This is a genomic window from Roseibium sediminicola (genome assembly GCF_023156505.1).
GTDB classification, from domain to species: domain Bacteria; phylum Pseudomonadota; class Alphaproteobacteria; order Rhizobiales; family Stappiaceae; genus Roseibium; species Roseibium sediminicola.
This window is the reverse complement of record NZ_JALNMJ010000013.1, coordinates 71,523-89,913: the sequence shown is the minus strand read 5'-3', so window position 1 is coordinate 89,913 and position 18,391 is coordinate 71,523. Positions and strand designations below refer to the sequence as shown.

17 protein-coding genes are annotated in these 18,391 nt (G+C 62.4%); 16 read left to right on the top strand and 1 reads right to left on the bottom strand.

What is annotated here, in order from left to right:
- Positions 1–16 precede the first annotated feature (16 nt).
- The 11 genes from M0H32_RS18145 to M0H32_RS18095 all read left to right on the top strand — a co-directional run bounded on the left by M0H32_RS18145 (position 17) and on the right by M0H32_RS18095 (position 11,478).
- Positions 17–1,018, top strand: a complete 1,002-nt coding sequence (locus M0H32_RS18145) for a BMP family lipoprotein (RefSeq protein WP_248156492.1) — start codon at positions 17–19, stop codon at positions 1,016–1,018.
- 79 nt (positions 1,019–1,097) lie between these two features.
- On the top strand, positions 1,098–2,093 hold the full coding sequence (locus M0H32_RS18140) for a BMP family lipoprotein (protein WP_248156491.1): 996 nt from the start codon (positions 1,098–1,100) through the stop codon (positions 2,091–2,093).
- Between the two features lie 79 nt (positions 2,094–2,172).
- A complete protein-coding gene (locus tag M0H32_RS18135; RefSeq protein WP_248156490.1) occupies positions 2,173–3,729 on the top strand; it encodes an ABC transporter ATP-binding protein in 1,557 nt (518 codons plus the stop codon).
- A complete protein-coding gene (locus M0H32_RS18130; protein WP_248156488.1) occupies positions 3,726–4,832 on the top strand; it encodes an ABC transporter permease in 1,107 nt (368 codons plus the stop codon). Before M0H32_RS18135 ends, M0H32_RS18130 begins: the two co-directional genes overlap by 4 nt.
- The gene (locus M0H32_RS18125) at positions 4,829–5,803 is read left to right on the top strand and encodes an ABC transporter permease (protein WP_425607334.1); all 975 of its coding nucleotides are present in this window, start codon (positions 4,829–4,831) and stop codon (positions 5,801–5,803) included. Before M0H32_RS18130 ends, M0H32_RS18125 begins: the two co-directional genes overlap by 4 nt.
- The gene (locus M0H32_RS18120; protein ID WP_248156486.1) at positions 5,800–6,198 is read left to right on the top strand and encodes a cytidine deaminase; all 399 of its coding nucleotides are present in this window, start codon (positions 5,800–5,802) and stop codon (positions 6,196–6,198) included. The genes M0H32_RS18125 and M0H32_RS18120 overlap by 4 nt, the downstream gene beginning before the upstream one ends.
- A 6-nt stretch (positions 6,199–6,204) precedes the next feature.
- A complete protein-coding gene (locus tag M0H32_RS18115; RefSeq protein ID WP_248156485.1) occupies positions 6,205–7,014 on the top strand; it encodes a purine-nucleoside phosphorylase in 810 nt (269 codons plus the stop codon).
- Positions 7,011–7,793 (top strand): deoxyribose-phosphate aldolase, encoded by a 783-nt coding sequence (gene deoC, locus M0H32_RS18110; RefSeq protein WP_248156484.1) that lies wholly within the window; start codon positions 7,011–7,013, stop codon positions 7,791–7,793. The genes M0H32_RS18115 and deoC overlap by 4 nt, the downstream gene beginning before the upstream one ends.
- Before the next feature lie 24 nt (positions 7,794–7,817).
- Positions 7,818–9,134, top strand: a complete 1,317-nt coding sequence (deoA, locus tag M0H32_RS18105; protein WP_248156483.1) for a thymidine phosphorylase — start codon at positions 7,818–7,820, stop codon at positions 9,132–9,134.
- Between the two features lie 83 nt (positions 9,135–9,217).
- On the top strand, positions 9,218–10,438 hold the full coding sequence (locus tag M0H32_RS18100; protein WP_248156482.1) for a phosphopentomutase: 1,221 nt from the start codon (positions 9,218–9,220) through the stop codon (positions 10,436–10,438).
- 44 nt (positions 10,439–10,482) lie between these two features.
- Complete coding sequence (locus M0H32_RS18095) at positions 10,483–11,478, top strand: adenosine deaminase (protein ID WP_248156481.1); 996 nt, start codon at positions 10,483–10,485, stop codon at positions 11,476–11,478.
- Positions 11,479–11,692: 214 nt separating this feature from the next.
- Here the strand turns inward: M0H32_RS18095 and M0H32_RS18090 are convergent, their stop codons facing one another.
- On the bottom strand, positions 11,693–12,949 hold the full coding sequence (locus M0H32_RS18090; protein WP_248156479.1) for an MFS transporter: 1,257 nt from the start codon (positions 12,947–12,949) through the stop codon (positions 11,693–11,695).
- Between the two features lie 128 nt (positions 12,950–13,077).
- Here M0H32_RS18090 and M0H32_RS18085 point away from each other — a divergent pair, with 128 nt between their 5' ends.
- From M0H32_RS18085 to M0H32_RS18065, 5 genes are all read left to right on the top strand, one after another.
- Entirely contained in the window at positions 13,078–14,319 is a 1,242-nt protein-coding gene (locus M0H32_RS18085; protein WP_248156477.1) for a DUF1688 family protein, read from the top strand.
- A gap of 66 nt (positions 14,320–14,385) precedes the next feature.
- Positions 14,386–15,015, top strand: a complete 630-nt coding sequence (upp, locus tag M0H32_RS18080) for a uracil phosphoribosyltransferase (RefSeq protein ID WP_248156475.1) — start codon at positions 14,386–14,388, stop codon at positions 15,013–15,015.
- Positions 15,016–15,310: 295 nt separating this feature from the next.
- Positions 15,311–16,210: a ribokinase gene (locus M0H32_RS18075; protein ID WP_248156473.1), complete on the top strand. Its 900-nt coding sequence runs from the start codon at positions 15,311–15,313 to the stop codon at positions 16,208–16,210.
- Between the two features lie 67 nt (positions 16,211–16,277).
- On the top strand, positions 16,278–16,778 hold the full coding sequence (locus M0H32_RS18070; protein WP_248156471.1) for a retropepsin-like aspartic protease family protein: 501 nt from the start codon (positions 16,278–16,280) through the stop codon (positions 16,776–16,778).
- Between the two features lie 80 nt (positions 16,779–16,858).
- Positions 16,859–18,358 carry a phosphomannomutase/phosphoglucomutase gene (locus M0H32_RS18065; RefSeq protein WP_248156469.1) on the top strand — a complete coding sequence of 500 codons (1,500 nt, stop codon included), beginning with the start codon at positions 16,859–16,861 and terminating at the stop codon, positions 18,356–18,358.
- Positions 18,359–18,391 lie beyond the last annotated feature (33 nt).

Here is an 18,391-nt window from a genome sequence, read left to right as displayed (position 1 = left end):
TGTCGGAGGACATCAAGTGAAAAAGTTTCTAACCATTGGTACGGCGCTTGCCGGATTGGCCTTCTCGGTCGCAGGTGCTGCAGCGGCGGACACCAAGCCGGCTGTGCTCTACGATCTGGGTGGCCGTTTCGACAAGTCGTTTAACGAAGCCGCTTATACCGGTGCCGAAAAGTTCAAGGAAGACACCGGCATCGAATACCGCGACTTCGAAATCCAGAACGACAGCCAGCGTGAGCAGGCCCTGCGCAACTTCGCCAAGCGCGGCATGAACCCGATCGTCGCGATCGGCTTCTCCCAGGCCAACGCGGTTGAAAAGGTCGCCAAGGAATTCCCGGACACCCAGTTCGCCATCGTCGACATGGTCGTCGACCTGCCGAACGTGCGCTCGATCCTGTTCAAGGAACATGAAGGCTCCTACATCGTCGGCATGCTCGCCGCGATGGCGTCCGAAACCGGCAAGGTCGGTTTTGTCGGCGGCATGGACATTCCGCTGATCCGCAAGTTCGCCTGCGGCTACAAGCAGGGCGTCATGGCCGCGAACCCGAACGCTGAAGTCTTCGAAAACATGACCGGTACCACCGGCGCGGCCTGGAACGATCCGGTCAAGGGCGGCGAGTTGGCCAAGTCCCAGTTCGACCGCGGTGCGGACGTTGTCTATCACGCGGCCGGCGGCACCGGCATCGGTGTGCTTCAGGCTGCCGCCGACGCCGGCAAGCTCGGCATCGGCGTGGACAGCAACCAGAACGGTCTGCACCCGGGTTCGGTGCTTTCTTCCATGCTGAAGCGCGTGGACATTGCCGTCTACCAGGCATTCGAAGACGCTGAAAACGACACTTGGTCCTCGGGATTCGAAGTTCTCGGCCTGCAGGAAGGCGGCGTTGACTGGGCGCTTGACGACAACAATGCCGAGCTGGTCACCGACGAGATGAAGGCCAAGGTCGAAGAAGCGACCCAGAAGATCATTTCCGGCGAAATCGTTGTTCATGACTACATGAGCGACGAATCCTGCCCGAACTGATCCACCTTTCGAACCTCCGCGCCCATGGGCGCGGAGGTTCTTCCCAGACCCTTCCGCCAGCCATTCCGCGGGGCACGCCATGATCCGCTTCAAGTCATTGCTATCTGCTGCCGTGTTTGCGGCGGTACTCGGCACCGGAACCGCATCCGCGGATCCGGCCATCGTCTATTCTGTCGGCGGCAAGTTCGACGGCTCCTTCAACGAGAGCGCTTTTAACGGTGTCACGCGCTTTCAGGAGGAAACCGGCGGCAAGGTCGACGAATTTACCCTGGAACGGGACGCCCAGAGCCTGCAGGCCCTGCGCAATTTCGCCTCGCGCGGCAATGCGCCGGTGGTGGCTATCGGCTTCAACCAGGCCAATGCATTGGGACAGGTCGCTCCGGAATTTCCGGAGACCGATTTTGCGATTGTCGACATGGTCGTCGATCAGCCGAACGTGCGTTCCTACGTCTTCAAGGAACATGAGGGCGCCTATGTCGGCGGCCTGCTGGCGGCCATGGCGTCCAAGTCCGGCACGGTGGGCTTTGTCGGCGGAATGGATATCCCGATCATCCAGCGCTTCCTGTGCGGCTACAAGCAGGGCGCGCTGGCAGCCAATCCGGACATCAAGGTCCTGTTCAACATGACCGGTGACACGCCGGCGGCCTTTGCCAACCCGGTGCGTGGCGGCGAGCTGGCACGGGGCCAGATCCGTCGCGGCGCGGATGTCGTCCTCCAGGCGGCCGGCGGCACGGGCATTGGCGTGCTGCAGGCGGCGGCCGACGCGGGTGTGCTTGGCATGGGCACGGACAGCAATCAGAACGGCCTGCATCCGGGCCAGGTGCTGACCTCGATCCGCAAACGCGTCGACAACGCGGTTTTTGACAGTTTCCAGTCTGCGGCGAACGGCAAGTTCGAGCCAGGCATTCAGGTGCTGGGGCTCGCCGAGGGGGGCATGGACTGGGTCCTTGACGACAACAACAAGGACCTCATCACCGGGGAGATGAAAGCAGCCGCGGAGACGGCAGTTGCCGGGATCTCCGCGGGAACCATCAAGGTTCATGATGTTGTTACCGAAGGTGCCTGTCCTTTCTGATCAGGACAGGCCGACGGCACGGCATCGACCAAGGGGCAACAATAATGACACGCAAGAACAGTCAGGCCTGGGGGAGCGCATGAGCGACACGCCGGCAATTGAACTGCGCAAGATCAACAAGCGCTTCGGATCGGTTCACGCCAACAAGGACATCGACCTTGTTGTCGGAAAAGGGTCCATTCACGGGATCATCGGCGAGAACGGCGCCGGCAAGTCGACCCTGATGTCGATCCTCTACGGCTTTTACCAGGCCGACGACGGCGACATCCTTGTCAATGGAAACAAGGTGATCATTCCCGATTCCAAGGCTGCCATCGGCCTCGGCATCGGCATGGTGCACCAGCACTTCATGCTGGTCGACAATTTCTCCGTGCTGGAGAACGTGGTGCTGGGCGCGGAAGACAGCCAGATGCTCTCCGGCGGGCTTGCGCGGGCGCGCACCGAGCTGAAGCGGCTGGAAGAGGAATACGAGCTGCGCGTCGACCCGGACGCGCTGATCCAGGACCTTCCCGTCGGCCTGCAGCAGCGCGTGGAAATCCTGAAAGCGCTCTACCGCAGCGCCGAGGTGCTGATCCTGGACGAACCCACCGGCGTGCTGACCCCAGCGGAAGCCGATCACCTTTTCAAGATCCTCGAGGTCCTGAAAAACGAAGGCAAGACGGTCCTCCTGATCACCCACAAGCTGCGCGAAATCATGGCGGCGACCGACACGGTCTCCGTCATGCGCCGCGGCGAGATGGTGGCGACGCGCGAAACCAAAAACACCTCGATGGAAGAGCTCGCCGAATTGATGGTCGGCCGCAGCGTTCTCCTCAGGGTCGACAAGAAACCCGCCGAGGCCAAGGCGCCGGTGATGGAGGTCGAGAACCTGACGGTGACCGACAGCCGGGGCGTCCAGGTGGTCAAGGATGTGTCCTTCAACGTGCGTGCCGGCGAGATCGTCGGCATTGCCGGGGTCTCCGGCAACGGCCAGTCGGAGCTGCTCGAAACACTCTCCGGCATTCGCCGCGCGACAAAGGGCACGCTCAAGATCAACGGCGAGACCATTGATCTTGGCACCAGCACGCTCGATGCCGCCGACATGCGCGCCAAGAACATGGGCCACGTGCCGGAAGACCGGCACCGCATGGGCCTGATCAACAGCTTTGCCGAATACGAGAACTCCATTCTCGGCTATCACCGTGATCCGGCCTATTCCAAAGGCTGGCTGATGGACCTTGCCGCGATCAGGAAAAACGCGGTTGCCGAGATCGAGAAATACGACATCAGGCCGCCGAGCCCGATGCTGAAGACCGCGAATTTCTCGGGCGGCAACCAGCAGAAGATCGTGCTTGCCCGCGAGATCGAGCGCGATCCGGAAGTGCTGCTGGTCGGCCAGCCGACCCGCGGCGTCGATATCGGCGCGATCGAGTTCATTCACCGCCGCATCGTCGAATTGCGCGACGAGGGCAAGGGCATCCTGCTGGTCTCGGTCGAGCTGGACGAGATCCGGGCCCTGTCCGACCGGGTGCTGGTCATGTTCGACGGTCGCATCGTCGGCGAGCGCGGCGCCAATGCCGAAGAGGGCGAACTCGGTCTCTTGATGGCCGGTGTCGAAGACAACAACAAGAATGCCGCTGAGGGAGGGGCCCGATGAGCGCCGGTCAGCTTCCACGCTGGGTCGATTACGGCCTGATACCGTTTTTGAACCTGGTTGCCGCCTTCCTGGTGTCCGGCCTGGTGGTGATCCTGATCGGGGAAAACCCGCTCGATGCCGTCAAGGTCCTGATCTGGGGCTCGGTCGGATATGCCGAAGGCTTCGGCTTCACCCTGTTCTACGCCACCAACTTCATCTTCACGGGGCTGGCCGTGGCGGTCGCCTTCCATGCCGGGCTTTTCAACATCGGCGGTGAAGGCCAGGCCTATATCGGCGGGCTCGGCGTCGCCTTTGCCTGCCTTGCACTTGATCAATACGTGCCCTGGTACGTGATCCTGCCCTTCGCGATCGTCGGATCCGCGGTGGCCGGTGCGGCCTGGGCGTTCATCCCGGCCTGGCTGCAGGCCAAGCGCGGCAGCCATGTGGTCATCACCACAATCATGTTCAACTACATCTCGTTTTCCCTGATGGTGTATCTGCTGGCCAACGTGCTGAAAAAGCCGGGATCGATGCAGCCCGAGACGCGGACCTTCGAGGAAGCCGGCCGCCTGCCGTTCCTCAATGACCTGTTCCCGTCCTTCGGCTTCGGCTACGCGCCGGTCAACCTGTCGCTTTTCGTGGCGCTGGCGGCCTGCGTGCTGGTCTGGTTGCTGATCTGGCGCACAAAGCTCGGCTACGAGATCCGCTCCTTCGGCGCCAATGCGACGGCCGCCGTCTATGCGGGTATCTCGCCGGTGCGTACCATCATCATCACCATGCTGATTTCCGGCGGTCTTGCCGGCATGATGGCGATCAACGAGATCATGGGCTCCCAGCACCGGCTTTTGATCGACTTCGTCACCGGCTACGGCTTTGTCGGCATCGCGGTTGCGCTGATGGGCCGGGCCCATCCGGTCGGCATCATTCTCGCCTCGATCCTGTTCGGCATGCTCTATCAGGGCGGCGCGGAACTCTCGTTTGAAATGCCGAACATCACCCGCGACATGATCATCGTCATTCAGGGTCTGGTGATCCTCTTCGCCGGCGCGCTGGAACACATGTTCCGGCCGACGATCGTACGACTGTTCACGCCCTCCCGGGCCCTTGCCGCGAAGGAGGCATGATCATGTTTGAAAGCATCATCCTCATTCTCGACTCCACCGTCCGCGTGTCGACCCCGCTGCTGCTCGCCTGTCTTGCCGGGCTATACTCGGAACGCTCCGGCGTGGTCGATATCGGCCTGGAAGGCAAGATGCTCGGGGCCGCCTTCGGTGCCGGCGCGGTGGCCTATCTCACCGCCAATGCCTGGCTTGGTCTGCTGGCGGGCATCGCGGTCTCCATCGGCCTCGGCCTGTTGCACGGATTTGCCTCGATCACCAACCGCGGCAACCAGATCGTCTCGGGCGTCGCCATCAACTTCCTCGCCGCCGGCCTGACGGCTCTGCTCGGTCAGACCTGGTTCCGCCAGGGCGGGCGCACACCGTCTCTGCCCGAAGGCGGACGCTTCCGGGAAATCGTCTGGCCCTTTGCCGAACAGCTCCGCGACGTGCCCGTGATCGGTCCGCTCTACAGCGAACTCCTTTCGGGCCACAATCTCCTGGTCTATTGCGCGTTCCTGGCGGTGCCGCTGACCTGGTGGGTGCTGTTCCGCAGCCGCTTCGGCCTGCGTCTCAGAGCCGTTGGTGAGAATCCGGCCGCCGTCGACACGGCCGGCATCTCGGTCACGTGGCTGCGCTACCGCGCCGTCATCGCCTGCGGTGCGCTGTGCGGCTTTGCCGGATCGTATCTCTCCATCGCCGCTGGCTCGGGCTTCGGGGTCAACATGACCGCCGGTCAGGGCTTCATGGCGCTGGCGGCGCTGATCTTCGCCAAATGGCGGCCGGTCAATGCCATGTTCGCCTGCCTGCTGTTCGGGTTCCTGGATGCCTCCGGCACCCGCATGCAGGGCGTGGAGTTCCCCGTCATCGGCGAACTGCCGTTGCAGGTGTTCCAGGCGCTTCCTTATGTCCTCACCGTGATCCTGCTTGCCGGCTTTATCGGCAAGGCGATCCCGCCCAAGGCGGCCGGTGTGCCCTACCTGAAGGAGCGGTCATGAGCGATCTGGACGCCCTGTTCGAAGCGGCTCGCACTGTCCGCAAGCGGGCCTATGCCCCATATTCCAACTTTCTGGTCGGCGCCGCTCTGCGTGCGCCGGACGGAACGGTCTTCACCGGCTGCAACGTGGAAAACGCTTCCTATCCGGTCAGCGTCTGCGCGGAAGGCGGGGCTGTCAGTGCCATGATCGCCGCCGGCTACCGGGAGATTGCCGAGGCGGTTGTTGTCGGCGACGCTGCCCTGTGCACGCCCTGCGGCGTCTGCCGCCAGAGGCTGAAGGAATTCGGCACGGATGATCTCATTGTCCATGTCGCTGATTTGAACGGCATCAAACGCAGCTTCTCGATGGATGAGCTGCTGCCGGCCGCTTTTGAACTCGAACACAAAAAGGACTGACCCTCGATGAGTGGTTACGGCCGTGAATGCGCGGAGATTGTCCGCGCAGCCCGCAAGGGTTCCTACAAGATTGGCATGATCCTCGGCTCCGGCCTCGGTGCTCTGGCCGAGGAAGTCGAGGATGCCGTCCGCATTCCCTATTCGCACCTGACCGAATTCCCGGTCTCCACCGTTACCTCCCATTCCAGCGAGCTGGTCGCCGGCACCCTGGCCGGTGTTCCGGTGGTGATCCTGTCCGGACGCGCGCATTACTACGAAGGCGGCGATCCGACCGTCATGCGCACGCCGGTCGAAACCCTGAAGGAACTCGGCTGCGAGATCCTGCTGGCGACCAATGCCGCAGGGTCCCTGCGCGAGGAAGTGGCACCCGGCTCGCCGATGCTGATCTCAGATCATATCAACTGGTCCGGCAAGAACCCGCTGATCGGCGAGGAAGACGAAAAGCGGTTCCTGGACATGAGCACCGCCTATGATCCGGAGCTGCGCGCCGCTATGAAAAAGGTTGCCGAAGAAACCGGCGATCCGGTCGCCGAGGGCGTCTACATGTGGTTCTCCGGCCCGTCCTTCGAGACCCCGGCGGAGATCCGCATGGCCAAGCTGCTCGGCGCCGATGCCGTCGGCATGTCGACGGTGCCGGAAGTGATCATGGCGCGCTTCATGGGAATGAAGGTGGCGGCCATGTCGATCATCACCAATTACGGCGCGGGCATGCAGACCCATGCTCTCAGCCACGACGAAACAAAAGCGGTTGCCCTTCAGGGCATGGAACGCATGAAGGAGCTGGTGCGGGCCTTTGTGAAGGAGATTGGCGAATGAGCGACATGATCGAAATTGCCATTCGGGCCCTCGGGCTCGTTGACCTGACCAACCTGAATGACGATTGCACGGCTGAAGACATCACCAAGCTGACCGGGCGCACGGTCAATGCGCATGGTGCTGTCGCCGCTGTCTGCGTCTGGCCGCGCTTCGTCGCCCAGGCCGCGAAGGAACTGACCGGCACCGGCGTCAAGGTCGCCACCGTGGTCAACTTTCCGGACGGCGGCGAAGACACCGACGCGGTGATTGCCGAAACCAAGCAGGCACTGGCCGACGGTGCCGACGAGATCGATCTGGTGATGCCCTACAAGGCCTTTTGCGACGGCCGCAAGGGCTTTGCCGAAGAACAGATCATCCGCGTCAAGGCGGCCATCCCGGAACCGGCGATCCTGAAGGTCATCCTGGAAACCGGCGAGATCAAGGATCCGCTGCTGATCCACGCGGCGTCCAATGTGGCCATTGGCGCGGGCGCGGATTTCATCAAGACCTCCACAGGCAAGGTCCCGGTCAACGCGACGCTGGAAGCGGCCGAAATCATGCTGACTGCCATCGAAGAGGCCCGCCGCGACGACGCCGAGCGCGTCATCGGCTTCAAGCCGGCCGGCGGCATCAGGACCACCGAAGACGCAGCGGCCTATCTGGCGCTGGCTGACAAGATCATGGGTCAGAACTGGGTTTCCTCGCACACGTTCCGCTTTGGCGCGAGCGGTCTCTTGGACGACCTGGTTTCCACCATCGAGGGCCAGGAAATCGTCGACCATTCCCATCACGGCTACTGAGACGGCTTCAAGAAGGACAACAAAATGCTGCCGCAGGAACTCATCAGAAAGAAACGCGACGGGGGCACGCTCGACGCGGAGGAAATCGCTTTTTTCGTGAAAGGTCTCGCAGACGGTTCTGTCACCGAAGGCCAGGTCGCCGCGCTCGCCATGGCGGTCTTTTTCAAGGGGCTGACCGTCGACGAACGTGTCGCCCTGACGCTGGCCATGCGCGACAGCGGCGATGTCATGGACTGGACGGGCATCGACGCGCCGATTCTGGACAAACACTCTACCGGCGGGGTTGGCGACAATGTCTCGCTGATGCTGGCCCCGGCGCTCGCCGCCTGCGGCGCGGCCGTGCCGATGATCTCCGGCCGTGGTCTTGGCCATACCGGCGGCACGCTTGACAAGTTCGACAGCATTCCGGGCTATCAGACCCAGCCGGACAACATCCTGTTCAAGAAGGTCGTCAAGGAAATCGGCTGCGCCGTCATTGGCCAGACCGGCAATCTGGCGCCCGCCGACAAGCGCTTTTATGCCATTCGCGACGTGACCGGCACGGTGGAGAGCATCGATCTCATCACCGCCTCGATCCTGTCGAAGAAGCTGGCCGCCGGTCTTCAGGGCCTGGTGCTCGACGTCAAATGGGGCACGGGCGCTTTCATGGGCACGCTTGAAGAGGCCCGGGCACTTGCCGAAAGCCTGGTGCTGGTTGCCAATGGCGCCGGTCTGATGACCACCGCGCTCCTGACCGACATGAATGAACCGCTGGCGTCTGCCGCCGGTAATGCCGTTGAAATGCAGAACGCCGTCAATTTCCTGAAGGGCACCGCCATCGACAACCGTCTCTGGGATGTCACCGTGGCACAGGGTGGTGAGCTGCTCGCCTCCGGCGGCATTGCCGCAACGGCGGACACAGGCATGGAAATGATGCGCGAAGCGTTCCAGAGCGGCAAGGCGGCTGAGAAATTCGCCCAGATGGTGCACGCCCTCGGTGGCCCGGCCGACTTCATGGAAAAGAGCGAACTCTATCTCGCCAAGGCACCGGTCCAGGCTCCCGTCTATGCGGAGCAGGACGGTGTCGTCACCGGCGTCGACGCCCGTGCGGTTGGTGTCGCGGTGGTGGCCCTTGGCGGCGGCCGCCGGGCGGCCGCCGATGTCATCGATCCGTCTGTTGGCCTCACCGATCTGGCCGGTGTCGGCAACACGGTTGATGCCGATGCGCCGCTTGCCATCGTTCATGCGAAAACCGAGGCGGACGCGGAAGAAGCCGCGATTGCCCTGCGCAAGGCCTATACGGTCGGTCTGGCCGCGGACGTTCAGGACCGGCCGAGCGTGGTGGACCGGATCGCGCCGTAAGCGAAAGACAAACGCCGGGAGCAACGGCTCACGGCGTCCCTCCGGTTCGGGTGGAACCGGCAATGACAAATGAGGAGATGCCCATGCCTCGTGCAATTCTGTGCGTTCTGGACAGTTTCGGCATTGGCGGCGCCGCGGATGCGGCCGATTTCGGCGATGCCGGGTCCGACACCCTGGGCCATATCGCGGCGCGCTGCGCAAACGGCGAAGGTGATAAGGACGGTCTGCGCAGCGGCCCCTTGCATGTGCCCAACATGGACCGGCTCGGCCTCGGCGCCGCCGGCAAGCTGTCGACGGGCAGGGATGTGCCTGGGCTGGATTTTGCGGGCGAACCGGCAGGCCTCTGGGGCTATGCGGCAGAGGTTTCCAACGGCAAGGACACGCCGTCCGGCCATTGGGAAATCGCCGGTGTGCCGGTGCGCTTCGACTGGGGTTATTTCCCCGAGACCATTCCGACCTTTCCGGACGAGCTGATCGCGAAGATCAGCGAAAAGGCCGGCCTCGACGGCGTTCTCGGCAACAAACATGCCTCTGGAACGGTGATCATCGCCGAACTGGGCGAGGAACATGTGAGAACCGGCAAGCCGATCTTCTACACCTCGGCGGATTCGGTCATCCAGATCGCCGCGCATGAAGAGCATTACGGCCTCGACAAGCTCTATGAGCTCTGCGAGATCACGCGCGAACTTGCTGATCCCTATAATATTGGCCGGGTGATCGCGCGCCCCTTTGTCGGCGAGAGTTCCGACACCTTCGAGCGCACCGCAAACCGGCGCGATTATTCCGTGCTGCCGCCGGAACCGACCCTGCTCGACCGGCTGACCGCCGCCGGCCGCACGGTCTACGGCATCGGCAAGATCTCGGATATCTTTGCCCATCAGGGGGTTGCCAAGGTGCTGAAGGGCGCCGGCAATGACCAGCTGTTCGACAAGACGCTGGAGGCCATGGACCTGGCCGGGGACGGCGACATGATCTTCGCCAATTTCATCGATTTCGACAGTCTTTATGGCCACCGGCGCGATGTGCCGGGTTATGCCGCGGCCCTGGAGCATTTCGACCGCCGCTTGCCGGAAATGGTCGGAAAGATGCGCGAGGGCGATATCCTGATCCTGACCGCGGATCACGGCTGCGACCCGACCTGGAAGGGCACCGATCACACCCGGGAAAATGTGCCGGTGATCGCGACAGGCCCAGGCATCGCGGGCCGCGGTGTCGGCGGGCGCAAGACCTACGCCGATATCGGCGAGAGTATTGCCGATCATCTGGGCGTTTCCGTCGGTCCCAACGGCAGCAGTTTCCTGTAACCTGTCGCCACCGAGCCGAATCGAACACCGAGGATCCGCCAAAGATGAGCGATGCCATTCAAGTCCCGAAGGCAGAACTCCATTGCCACATCGAAGGCGCGGCGCCGCCGACCCTGGTCGCCCGCCTGGCGGACAAACACGGCATGGATGTCTCCAGCGTTCTGGACGGCAACGGCAAATATGTCTGGTCGGACTTCACCACCTTCCTGAAGGCCTATGATGTCGCCAGCGCGGTGTTCAAGACACCGGCCGATTATGCGCTGCTGTCGGAAACCTATTTCCGCATGCTGGCGGCGGAAGGCGCGATCTACGGCGAGATCTTCATTTCGCCGGATCATGCTCAGGCGGCAGGCCTTTCCTACGCGTCCTATGTGGAAGGCCTGGCGGCCGGAATCGAACGGGCCAAGACCGACACGGCCATCGAAGGCCGGATGATCGCCATTGGTGTGCGCCATTTCGGCTCGGCCTCGGTGGAGCGCGTGGTCAAGGAGGTGATCGGCAATCCGCATCCCCTGGTGACCGGTTTCGGTCTTGCCGGCGATGAGCGCTCCGGCCATCCGGCCAATTTCTCCAAGGCATTCCGCATGGCGGCGGATGCCGGTCTCGGCACGACAGCCCATGCGGGTGAATTCGGCGGCCCGGACAGCATCGTCGCGGCCCTTGAATTCCTGAGGGTCAAGCGCCTCGGCCACGGCGTGCGCGCCATCGAGGACAAGGACCTGGTGAAGCGGCTGGTCGATGAAGAAATCGTTCTGGAAGTCTGTCCGGGGTCGAACACCGCGCTCGGCGTCTACACCCATTTGCGCTTCCACCCGGTCAACATGCTGCGCAATGAGGGCGTGAAGATCACGCTCAACTCCGACGACCCGCCTTTCTTCGGCACCACGCTGGGCAAGGAATATGCGTCCGTCGCCGAGACCTTCGGCTGGAGTTTCGACGACCAGATGGACGTCACCCGCACGGCCATCGAGGCCGCCTTCTGCGACGACGCCACCCGCACCCGGTTGCTGGTGCGCCTCGACAGCGCGAAGCAGGCATAGGCGGGGCAGGGCGCCACTTTCGCAATGTATAAAGGCGTCATCCTGAGGAGCCGCGTGAGCGGCGTCTCGAAGGATCGGCCACTTGTTCAGAAATGCACGGCGGATCCTTCGAGACGCACGCGAACGCGCTCCTCAGGATGACGCTGAATGTTTGGCTTAGTCCTTCAGAACGAGGTGATGTTTGTGGCCTCCTTCTTATCGAACAGTAGCCCTCTCAGATATCCGCGCCGGTCTTGTCCACTTCCGTGCGCGGGTCGAGATTGACGGTTTCCGGCGTGGTGACCTGGACCGTGGAAATGACCGGCAAGAAGTCGGACTTGTCTTCCGCCTTGACCGCGGCGCGTTTGCTCATGCGCCAGATCGCGAAACCCAGCATGCTGAGATGTGCCGCGGCGGTGACCTGGAAGAGGGCACCCGGATAGGTGAAGGTCATCAGCCCGGAGGCGAGCAGCGGGCCGATCATGTTGCCGGTGCCGAAGATCAGCAGCAGGCCGCCGCTGATGGTCAGGAAGTCTCCGGGGTCCGCATGGTCGCTCGCGTGAGCGACGATCACCGGATACATTGAATAGATCATGCCGCCGAAGGCGCCGATCAACAGGATGGTGACCGTGGCATCGCCGCCGCCGAACAGCGACAGCGACGAGCCAATCGACATGGCCGCCACCGCGAGACCGATCAGCACAAGACGCCGGTCGAGCCGGTCGGAGAGAAGTCCCACGGGAATTTGCACCAGCGCGCCGGCGAGCAGAGCCAAACTCATCATGATGGCGATGTCGGGCACGTCCAGGCCGATGCGGCGGCCATAGACGGCGCCGAGCGTGCCGAAGGTGCCATTGGAGATGCCGACCATGAAGACGGCAACGACGGCGATCGGCGAGTTGCGCCAGAGCTTCTTCGGGTTGAGCCTTGCCTGGGTCAGCGGTTGCGGCGAGGCGGCGGTCGACAGCGCTGTCGGCAGCAGCGACAGCGAATAGATGATCGAGCCGAGCACGAAGAAGAAAAAGCCGCTCGGATCGCCAAGCGTCAGCAGCATCTGGCCGCAGGTGGTCGCCCCCAGATTGATCATCGTGTAGATGCCGAAGATCCGGCCGCGCGTTTCACTGGTGGAGCGTTCGTTGAGCCAGCTTTCCACGATCATCGCTGCGCCCGCAAAGCAGAAGCCGGTCAACGCCCTCAGAATGATCCAGGCAACGGCGTCCATCAACAGCAGGTTCATCAGAACCGTGATGCCGGCAAGCGAGGCCAGCGCGCCGAAGGTGCGCACATGACCGACACGCTTGACGATCACCGGCACACAAAGACAGCCGCTCATATAGCCGAGCGCCCAGCCGGTGCCGAGCAGGCCGAGCGAGGTGTCGGAAAAACCCTGTGCCAGGCCGGCTAGCGGCAGCAACAGGCCGTGCAGACCGCCTGCGAGCAAAAGCAGACCGGATCCGACAAGAAGAGCGGCAATGGAGACGACAGCAGACATGAAACTTCCGGGTGGGGCGGTTGGCAGGGTGATTCAAATCGCGCCGATCATGGCCAATGACGAACCGGTTTGACAAGGTTAAGGTGCAGACGATACCCAACCCGACTTTCAAGGCAGCAGTTTTCAATATGAACGATACCAACCCGGCCCTGGCCCTGTTTCAACCTGACGAGATCCGCCGCAAGGCCCACATGATGCTGGCGCTGGCCGCGGAAGACAGGCTGGATCATGTCGGTGTGGATCTTGAGAACCTGGACCGGGCGGTTGAGACGGTGCTGGAAACCACCAAGGAAAACTATCCCGATTTCCAGATCCCGCCCTATGGCATCTGGCGGAGTTTCGAAGCCGGCGGCATTGACCGCTGGCAGGCGATGGCCAGCGCCCGCGGTTTCGAAACAGCTGAAGAGATGCTGGCCGCGGCAGCGGATCTCGCCATTCTGGGCATCGCCATGACCACGCTGCATCCTGCAAACTGGCGCTACGAGGACCGGATGACCGGCACGACCGCCGGCGGCGCCCAGGCCTCCGCGTTGGCCGCCTTTCACATGTTTGCCTCCGGCTCGTTCTCGTCCGAGATGACCGATCCCTACCGGGCCGATGCAGCTGCGCTTGTTTCCATGGATCTGATCGAGCTCGCCGCCGGCCTGCAATGGGACGACCGCGACGACGCAGACTATCTGAAAGCCATGCAACGGCACCTGAAACGTCTGGGCGAAGCGCTGGCCTTGAGGCCGGATCTGTTTGGCGAGGGCGAGGCGACCCGTCCCGGCCTGCTGGCGGTGAAACTGGCCAAGGAGAGCAAGGGACCCATCGATGCAAGCCAGATCCTGGACCGGTTGCTGGAAGCCCTGGCGCCCGTCTGGGAAGGCGGCGCGACGTCCGGCGACATCTGGCTCGGCGACGCCTTTCTCCATACGGCCCTTCCGGGCAACGACGTCCATGCCATTGTGCCGTTTCATCTTGCCGCCCAGCAGATGGTCTATTCCCTGGTCGAGCCCTTTGCCTGGGCCGGCTTTGAAGTCAGCGGTCTGGACAAGCTGACCGCGCCGGCCGACCTGACCCATGCGGCTTTGTTCGTGAAATCCGGTGTGCTGACGCTTAAGGAGAATAACGGTTCGCTGGCCCCCGAGGCTATCCGTGACCGCATGATCGAGATTCGCGCGCTCACGATCGCGCTTACCGACAAACTGGCAGAGCGGCTGGCAAGCGGTCTCGGCATGAGCCTGGACCAGGTGCCCTTCACCTGCATCCTGGAGGGCGGCACCAACCGTGCCGGTGACTACATTCTGGAACAAGCTCCGGAAAACCTGCGCGATCTCGGAAAATTCCTCAATCCGGGGGCTGTTTTTTGGTTGCCGTTCGGGGCATAGGGACAGAACAATAAAGATAGGAAACCGGCCTGCTGCGCGTGGGCCCAGAAATCAAGAGAGGCAGATATGTCCGGAGCCAATGTCATCAGCCATCCGCTGGTCCAGCACAAACTGAGCATCATGCGCGACAAGGGAACGTCCACGCAGGGTTTCCGGCGGCTGCTCAGGGAGATCTCCACGCTGCTCTGCTACGAGGTCACTCGGGATCTGCCGCTGGTCCGCCAGACCATCGAGACGCCGCTCGCCGAAATGCAGGCGCCGACGCTTGCCGGCAAGAAACTGGTCTTTGCCTCGGTGCTGCGCGCCGGCAACGGCCTTCTGGAAGGCATGCTGGATCTGGTGCCGTCCGCGCGCGTCGCCCATGTCGGCCTTTACCGCGACCCGGAAACGCTGCAGCCGGTGGAATACTATTTCAAGGCGCCTGAAGACCTGCATGAGCGCCTGGTGATCGTGGTCGACCCGATGCTGGCCACGGCCAATTCGGCGATTGCCGCCGTGCAGAAATTGAAAGAGCGTGGCGCCAACAATATCCGCTTCCTGTGTCTCCTGGCCGCGCCGGAAGGCGTCGCCAAGTTCAACGAGATGCATCCGGACGTGCCGATCTACACGGCCTCAATCGACGAGAAGCTCAATGAAAAGGGCTATATCGTCCCCGGCCTAGGCGATGCCGGCGACCGTATGTACGGCACCAAGTGATCTGAACAACCTGAAGCCCGCCACCCGGCGGGCTTTTGTTTGAGCCAGGATTCTGGCTGGTAAGCGCGTTTGCAACATCACCTCTTTCGTCATCCTGAGGAGGACCGTCTGATCGTCTCGAAGGATGGGCGGCAAGCGAGTACCTCTTCACAGTGAACAAGTGGCCGATCCTTCGAGACAGCGCGTTCGCGCTTCCTCAGGATGACGTGCTGGTGTGTGGCAGGGTATCGCCAGATTTCCCATGGCGACTTGTTCAGAATTACGGTCTAACCTTTCCACAAAAGCGGGAGGCAATATGATCACGGTTTTCGGTTCCATTAATCTGGATCTGGTTGTGGCCCTGCCGCGCTTGCCGACGGCGGGAGAAACCGTGAGTGGGCGGGATCATCAGACCTTTCCGGGCGGCAAGGGCGCCAATCAGGCGCTGGCGGCGCGGCGCGCAGGCGCGACGGTCCGGATGGTCGGTGCCGTCGGTCAGGACGGTTTTGCCGAACTGGCGCTTGAAAACCTGCGCGAGTCCGGCGTTGATCTTTCCAGGATGCATGTCCTGAACGGCTCGACCGGCCTCGCCTTTATCGGGGTCGATCCGTCGGGTGAAAACCAGATCATCGTTGCCAGCGGAACCAACCAGCGGGTCGAAGCCCAGTGGCTGGAAGGCTGCTTTTCAAGCGGTGACACGCTCATGGTTCAGGGTGAGGTTCCGTTTCCGCAGGTGGTCCAGGCCGCAGGTCTTGCCAGGGACGCCGATGCGTCCGTCTTCTGGAACCCGGCTCCGGTGGCAGAGGGTGACTTTCGCGCCTGTTTCGAGGCGGCCGGTACCGTCGTGGTCAACACAAGCGAAGCCGCGACGATTGCGAACGGCCTCGGGATCGCCGGCGACCCGGTTGCCTTTGCCGAGCAACTTGCAACACCCAAGCGCTCGGTGATCGTCACGCTGGGCGCAGACGGCGTCGTTGCACGCTCCGGCACGGCCGGATACCGCTTTCAGTCGCCGAAGATCGAGGCGGTCGATTCCACCGGAGCCGGAGATGCCTTCTGCGGTGCGGTTGCCGCGGCGCTGGACCGGCAGGTTCCCTTTGAAAGGGCTCTGAAGGAAGGTGTGGCCGCCGGTGCCCTGGCCTGTACTGTGACCGGCGCGCAATCCAGCGCGCCCCACCGTGAGGACATTGCCCGTCTGGCCGATCAAATCGTCTGATCCTATTTTACAGGCTGCTAAGGAAACCGTGCTATCTCAAGGCGTTTGCGTAGCCTCAAGGTTCGGCATGACCCGGTTTGTCGTCATCTTTCTGTTCTTCATGGGCATTGCGCCGCTGGTGCCGTTCCTGATGGAATACCGGCTGGGTGTCACCGCGCCCGATGAGCCGGACGAGGTGGCACTTGTCGACACGGGCGAACGCATCTACAGGATTGCGCGCAACCGGCAGGGCCATTTCGTGGCCGATGCCAATTTGAACGGCCGCGCGGTGGAAATGCTGGTCGACACTGGCGCCACGGTGACGGTACTGCCGGAATCCGTTGCCGAGGACATCGGCATCTTCCTACAAACTTCCGACTACAAGTATCAGATCCGCACGGCCAACGGCACGGTCCGTGGGGCAAAAGCATCTATCGACAGGATCCGTCTCGGCAATATCAGCCTCAGAGACATCGATGCGCTGGTCCTGCCGGACGAGAGTCTGGGTGAACCTTTGCTCGGCATGTCGGTCCTCAATCGGCTGCAACGGTTTGACATGTCGGGCGGCACGCTTGTACTGGTTCAGTGACTTGAATGTCCGGTCCCGCGTGGCCGTTCGATAACCGGTTTGATCCGCACATATTCCTCCTTCGCCATTAAGAGGCTTAGATGTTTCCGAAACCGCTGCCGCAGTTGACGCCCAACACGCTTGAGTATGAAACCCTGCCCATGGTCAAGCCGACCGGGTTCCGTGAATATGACGCCCGCTGGTTGTTCGAGAAAGAAATCAACCTGATGGGCATGCAGGCGCTCGGCATGGGCATCGGCACCCTGATTCACGAGCGCGGCGTGCGGCCAGACATCGTCGTCGGTCATGACTTCCGCAGCTATTCCTCGACCATCAAGATGGCGGTGGTCAACGGCCTGATGGCCGCGGGCGTCAATGTCCACGACATCGGCCTCGCGCTGTCGCCGATGGCCTATTTCGCGCAATTCGCACTGGACGTTCCGGCCGTCGCCATGATCACCGCGTCCCACAATGACAATGGCTGGACCGGCGTCAAGATGGGCATTGACCGCCCGCTGACCTTCGGTCCGGATGAAATGGGCCGGCTCAAGGAAATCGTTCTGGAAGCCGCTTTCGACCTCAAGGGCGGTGGCAGCTACCGGTTTGTCGATGGCTTCCCGGACGTCTATGCCAAGGATCTCACCGATCGTGCCGCGCTGAAACGCCCGATCAAGGTGGTGGCGGCCTGCGGCAACGGCACCGCGGGCGCCTTCGCTCCGAAGATCCTGGAGGCGCTCGGCGCCGAGGTCATTCCGCTGGACGCGGAACTCGACCACACTTTCCCGCGTTACAACCCGAACCCGGAAGACATGAAGATGCTGCACGCGCTTCGGGACAAGGTTCTGGAAGTGGGCGCGGATGTCGGTCTCGGCTTTGACGGCGATGGCGACCGCTGCGGCGTGGTCGATAATGAAGGTGAAGAAATATTCGCCGACAAGGTCGGTGTCATGCTGGCGCGCGACATCTCCGCGCTGCACCCGAACAGCCAATTCGTGGTCGACGTCAAATCGACGGGGCTCTTCAACACCGATCCGGTGCTTGCCGCCAACGGTGCCAAGACCGACTATTTCAAGACCGGCCATTCCTATATCAAGCGCCGGGTGACCGATCTGAACGCCATTGTCGGCTTCGAAAAGTCCGGCCACTATTTCTTCAACAAGCCGATCGGCCGGGGTTACGATGACGGTCTTGTCTCCGCCATTGCGATCCTCGACATGCTTGACCGCAATCCGGACAAGACCATGGCGGACCTGCGCCGGGACCTGCCCAAGACCTGGGGCTCACCGACGATGTCGCCGAAATGCGCCGACGAGACCAAATACGATGTCGTCGACCGTGTCGTTGCCCGGTTCCAGGACATGAAGGCCAGGGGCGAGACGGTCGCCGGCCAGCCGATCACCGACCTCATCACGGTCAATGGCGTCCGCGTCGTCAGCGAAGACGGCACCTGGGGCCTGGTGCGTGCCTCTTCAAACAAGCCCGAGCTTGTGGTCGTCGTCGAGAGCCCGGTCTCCGAGGAACGTCTGCACGCCATGTTCAAGGCGGTGGACAATGTCCTGCGGGAAAACCCGGAAGTCGGCGAGTACAATCAGACACTCTGAATTTTATCGGTTTGCAAGACGGCGGCAACAGCG

Coding starts and splice junctions, on each gene's coding strand:
- M0H32_RS18140 (WP_248156491.1), top strand. CDS start 1,098: ATGATCCGCTTCAAGTCATTGCTATCTGCTGCCGTGTTTGCGGCGGTA.
- M0H32_RS18135 (WP_248156490.1), top strand. CDS start 2,173: ATGAGCGACACGCCGGCAATTGAACTGCGCAAGATCAACAAGCGCTTC.
- M0H32_RS18130 (WP_248156488.1), top strand. CDS start 3,726: ATGAGCGCCGGTCAGCTTCCACGCTGGGTCGATTACGGCCTGATACCG.
- M0H32_RS18125 (WP_425607334.1), top strand. CDS start 4,829: ATGATCATGTTTGAAAGCATCATCCTCATTCTCGACTCCACCGTCCGC.
- M0H32_RS18120 (WP_248156486.1), top strand. CDS start 5,800: ATGAGCGATCTGGACGCCCTGTTCGAAGCGGCTCGCACTGTCCGCAAG.
- M0H32_RS18115 (WP_248156485.1), top strand. CDS start 6,205: ATGAGTGGTTACGGCCGTGAATGCGCGGAGATTGTCCGCGCAGCCCGC.
- deoC (WP_248156484.1), top strand. CDS start 7,011: ATGAGCGACATGATCGAAATTGCCATTCGGGCCCTCGGGCTCGTTGAC.
- deoA (WP_248156483.1), top strand. CDS start 7,818: ATGCTGCCGCAGGAACTCATCAGAAAGAAACGCGACGGGGGCACGCTC.
- M0H32_RS18100 (WP_248156482.1), top strand. CDS start 9,218: ATGCCTCGTGCAATTCTGTGCGTTCTGGACAGTTTCGGCATTGGCGGC.
- M0H32_RS18095 (WP_248156481.1), top strand. CDS start 10,483: ATGAGCGATGCCATTCAAGTCCCGAAGGCAGAACTCCATTGCCACATC.
- M0H32_RS18090 (WP_248156479.1), bottom strand. CDS start 12,949: ATGTCTGCTGTCGTCTCCATTGCCGCTCTTCTTGTCGGATCCGGTCTG.
- M0H32_RS18085 (WP_248156477.1), top strand. CDS start 13,078: ATGAACGATACCAACCCGGCCCTGGCCCTGTTTCAACCTGACGAGATC.
- upp (WP_248156475.1), top strand. CDS start 14,386: ATGTCCGGAGCCAATGTCATCAGCCATCCGCTGGTCCAGCACAAACTG.
- M0H32_RS18075 (WP_248156473.1), top strand. CDS start 15,311: ATGATCACGGTTTTCGGTTCCATTAATCTGGATCTGGTTGTGGCCCTG.
- M0H32_RS18070 (WP_248156471.1), top strand. CDS start 16,278: ATGACCCGGTTTGTCGTCATCTTTCTGTTCTTCATGGGCATTGCGCCG.
- M0H32_RS18065 (WP_248156469.1), top strand. CDS start 16,859: ATGTTTCCGAAACCGCTGCCGCAGTTGACGCCCAACACGCTTGAGTAT.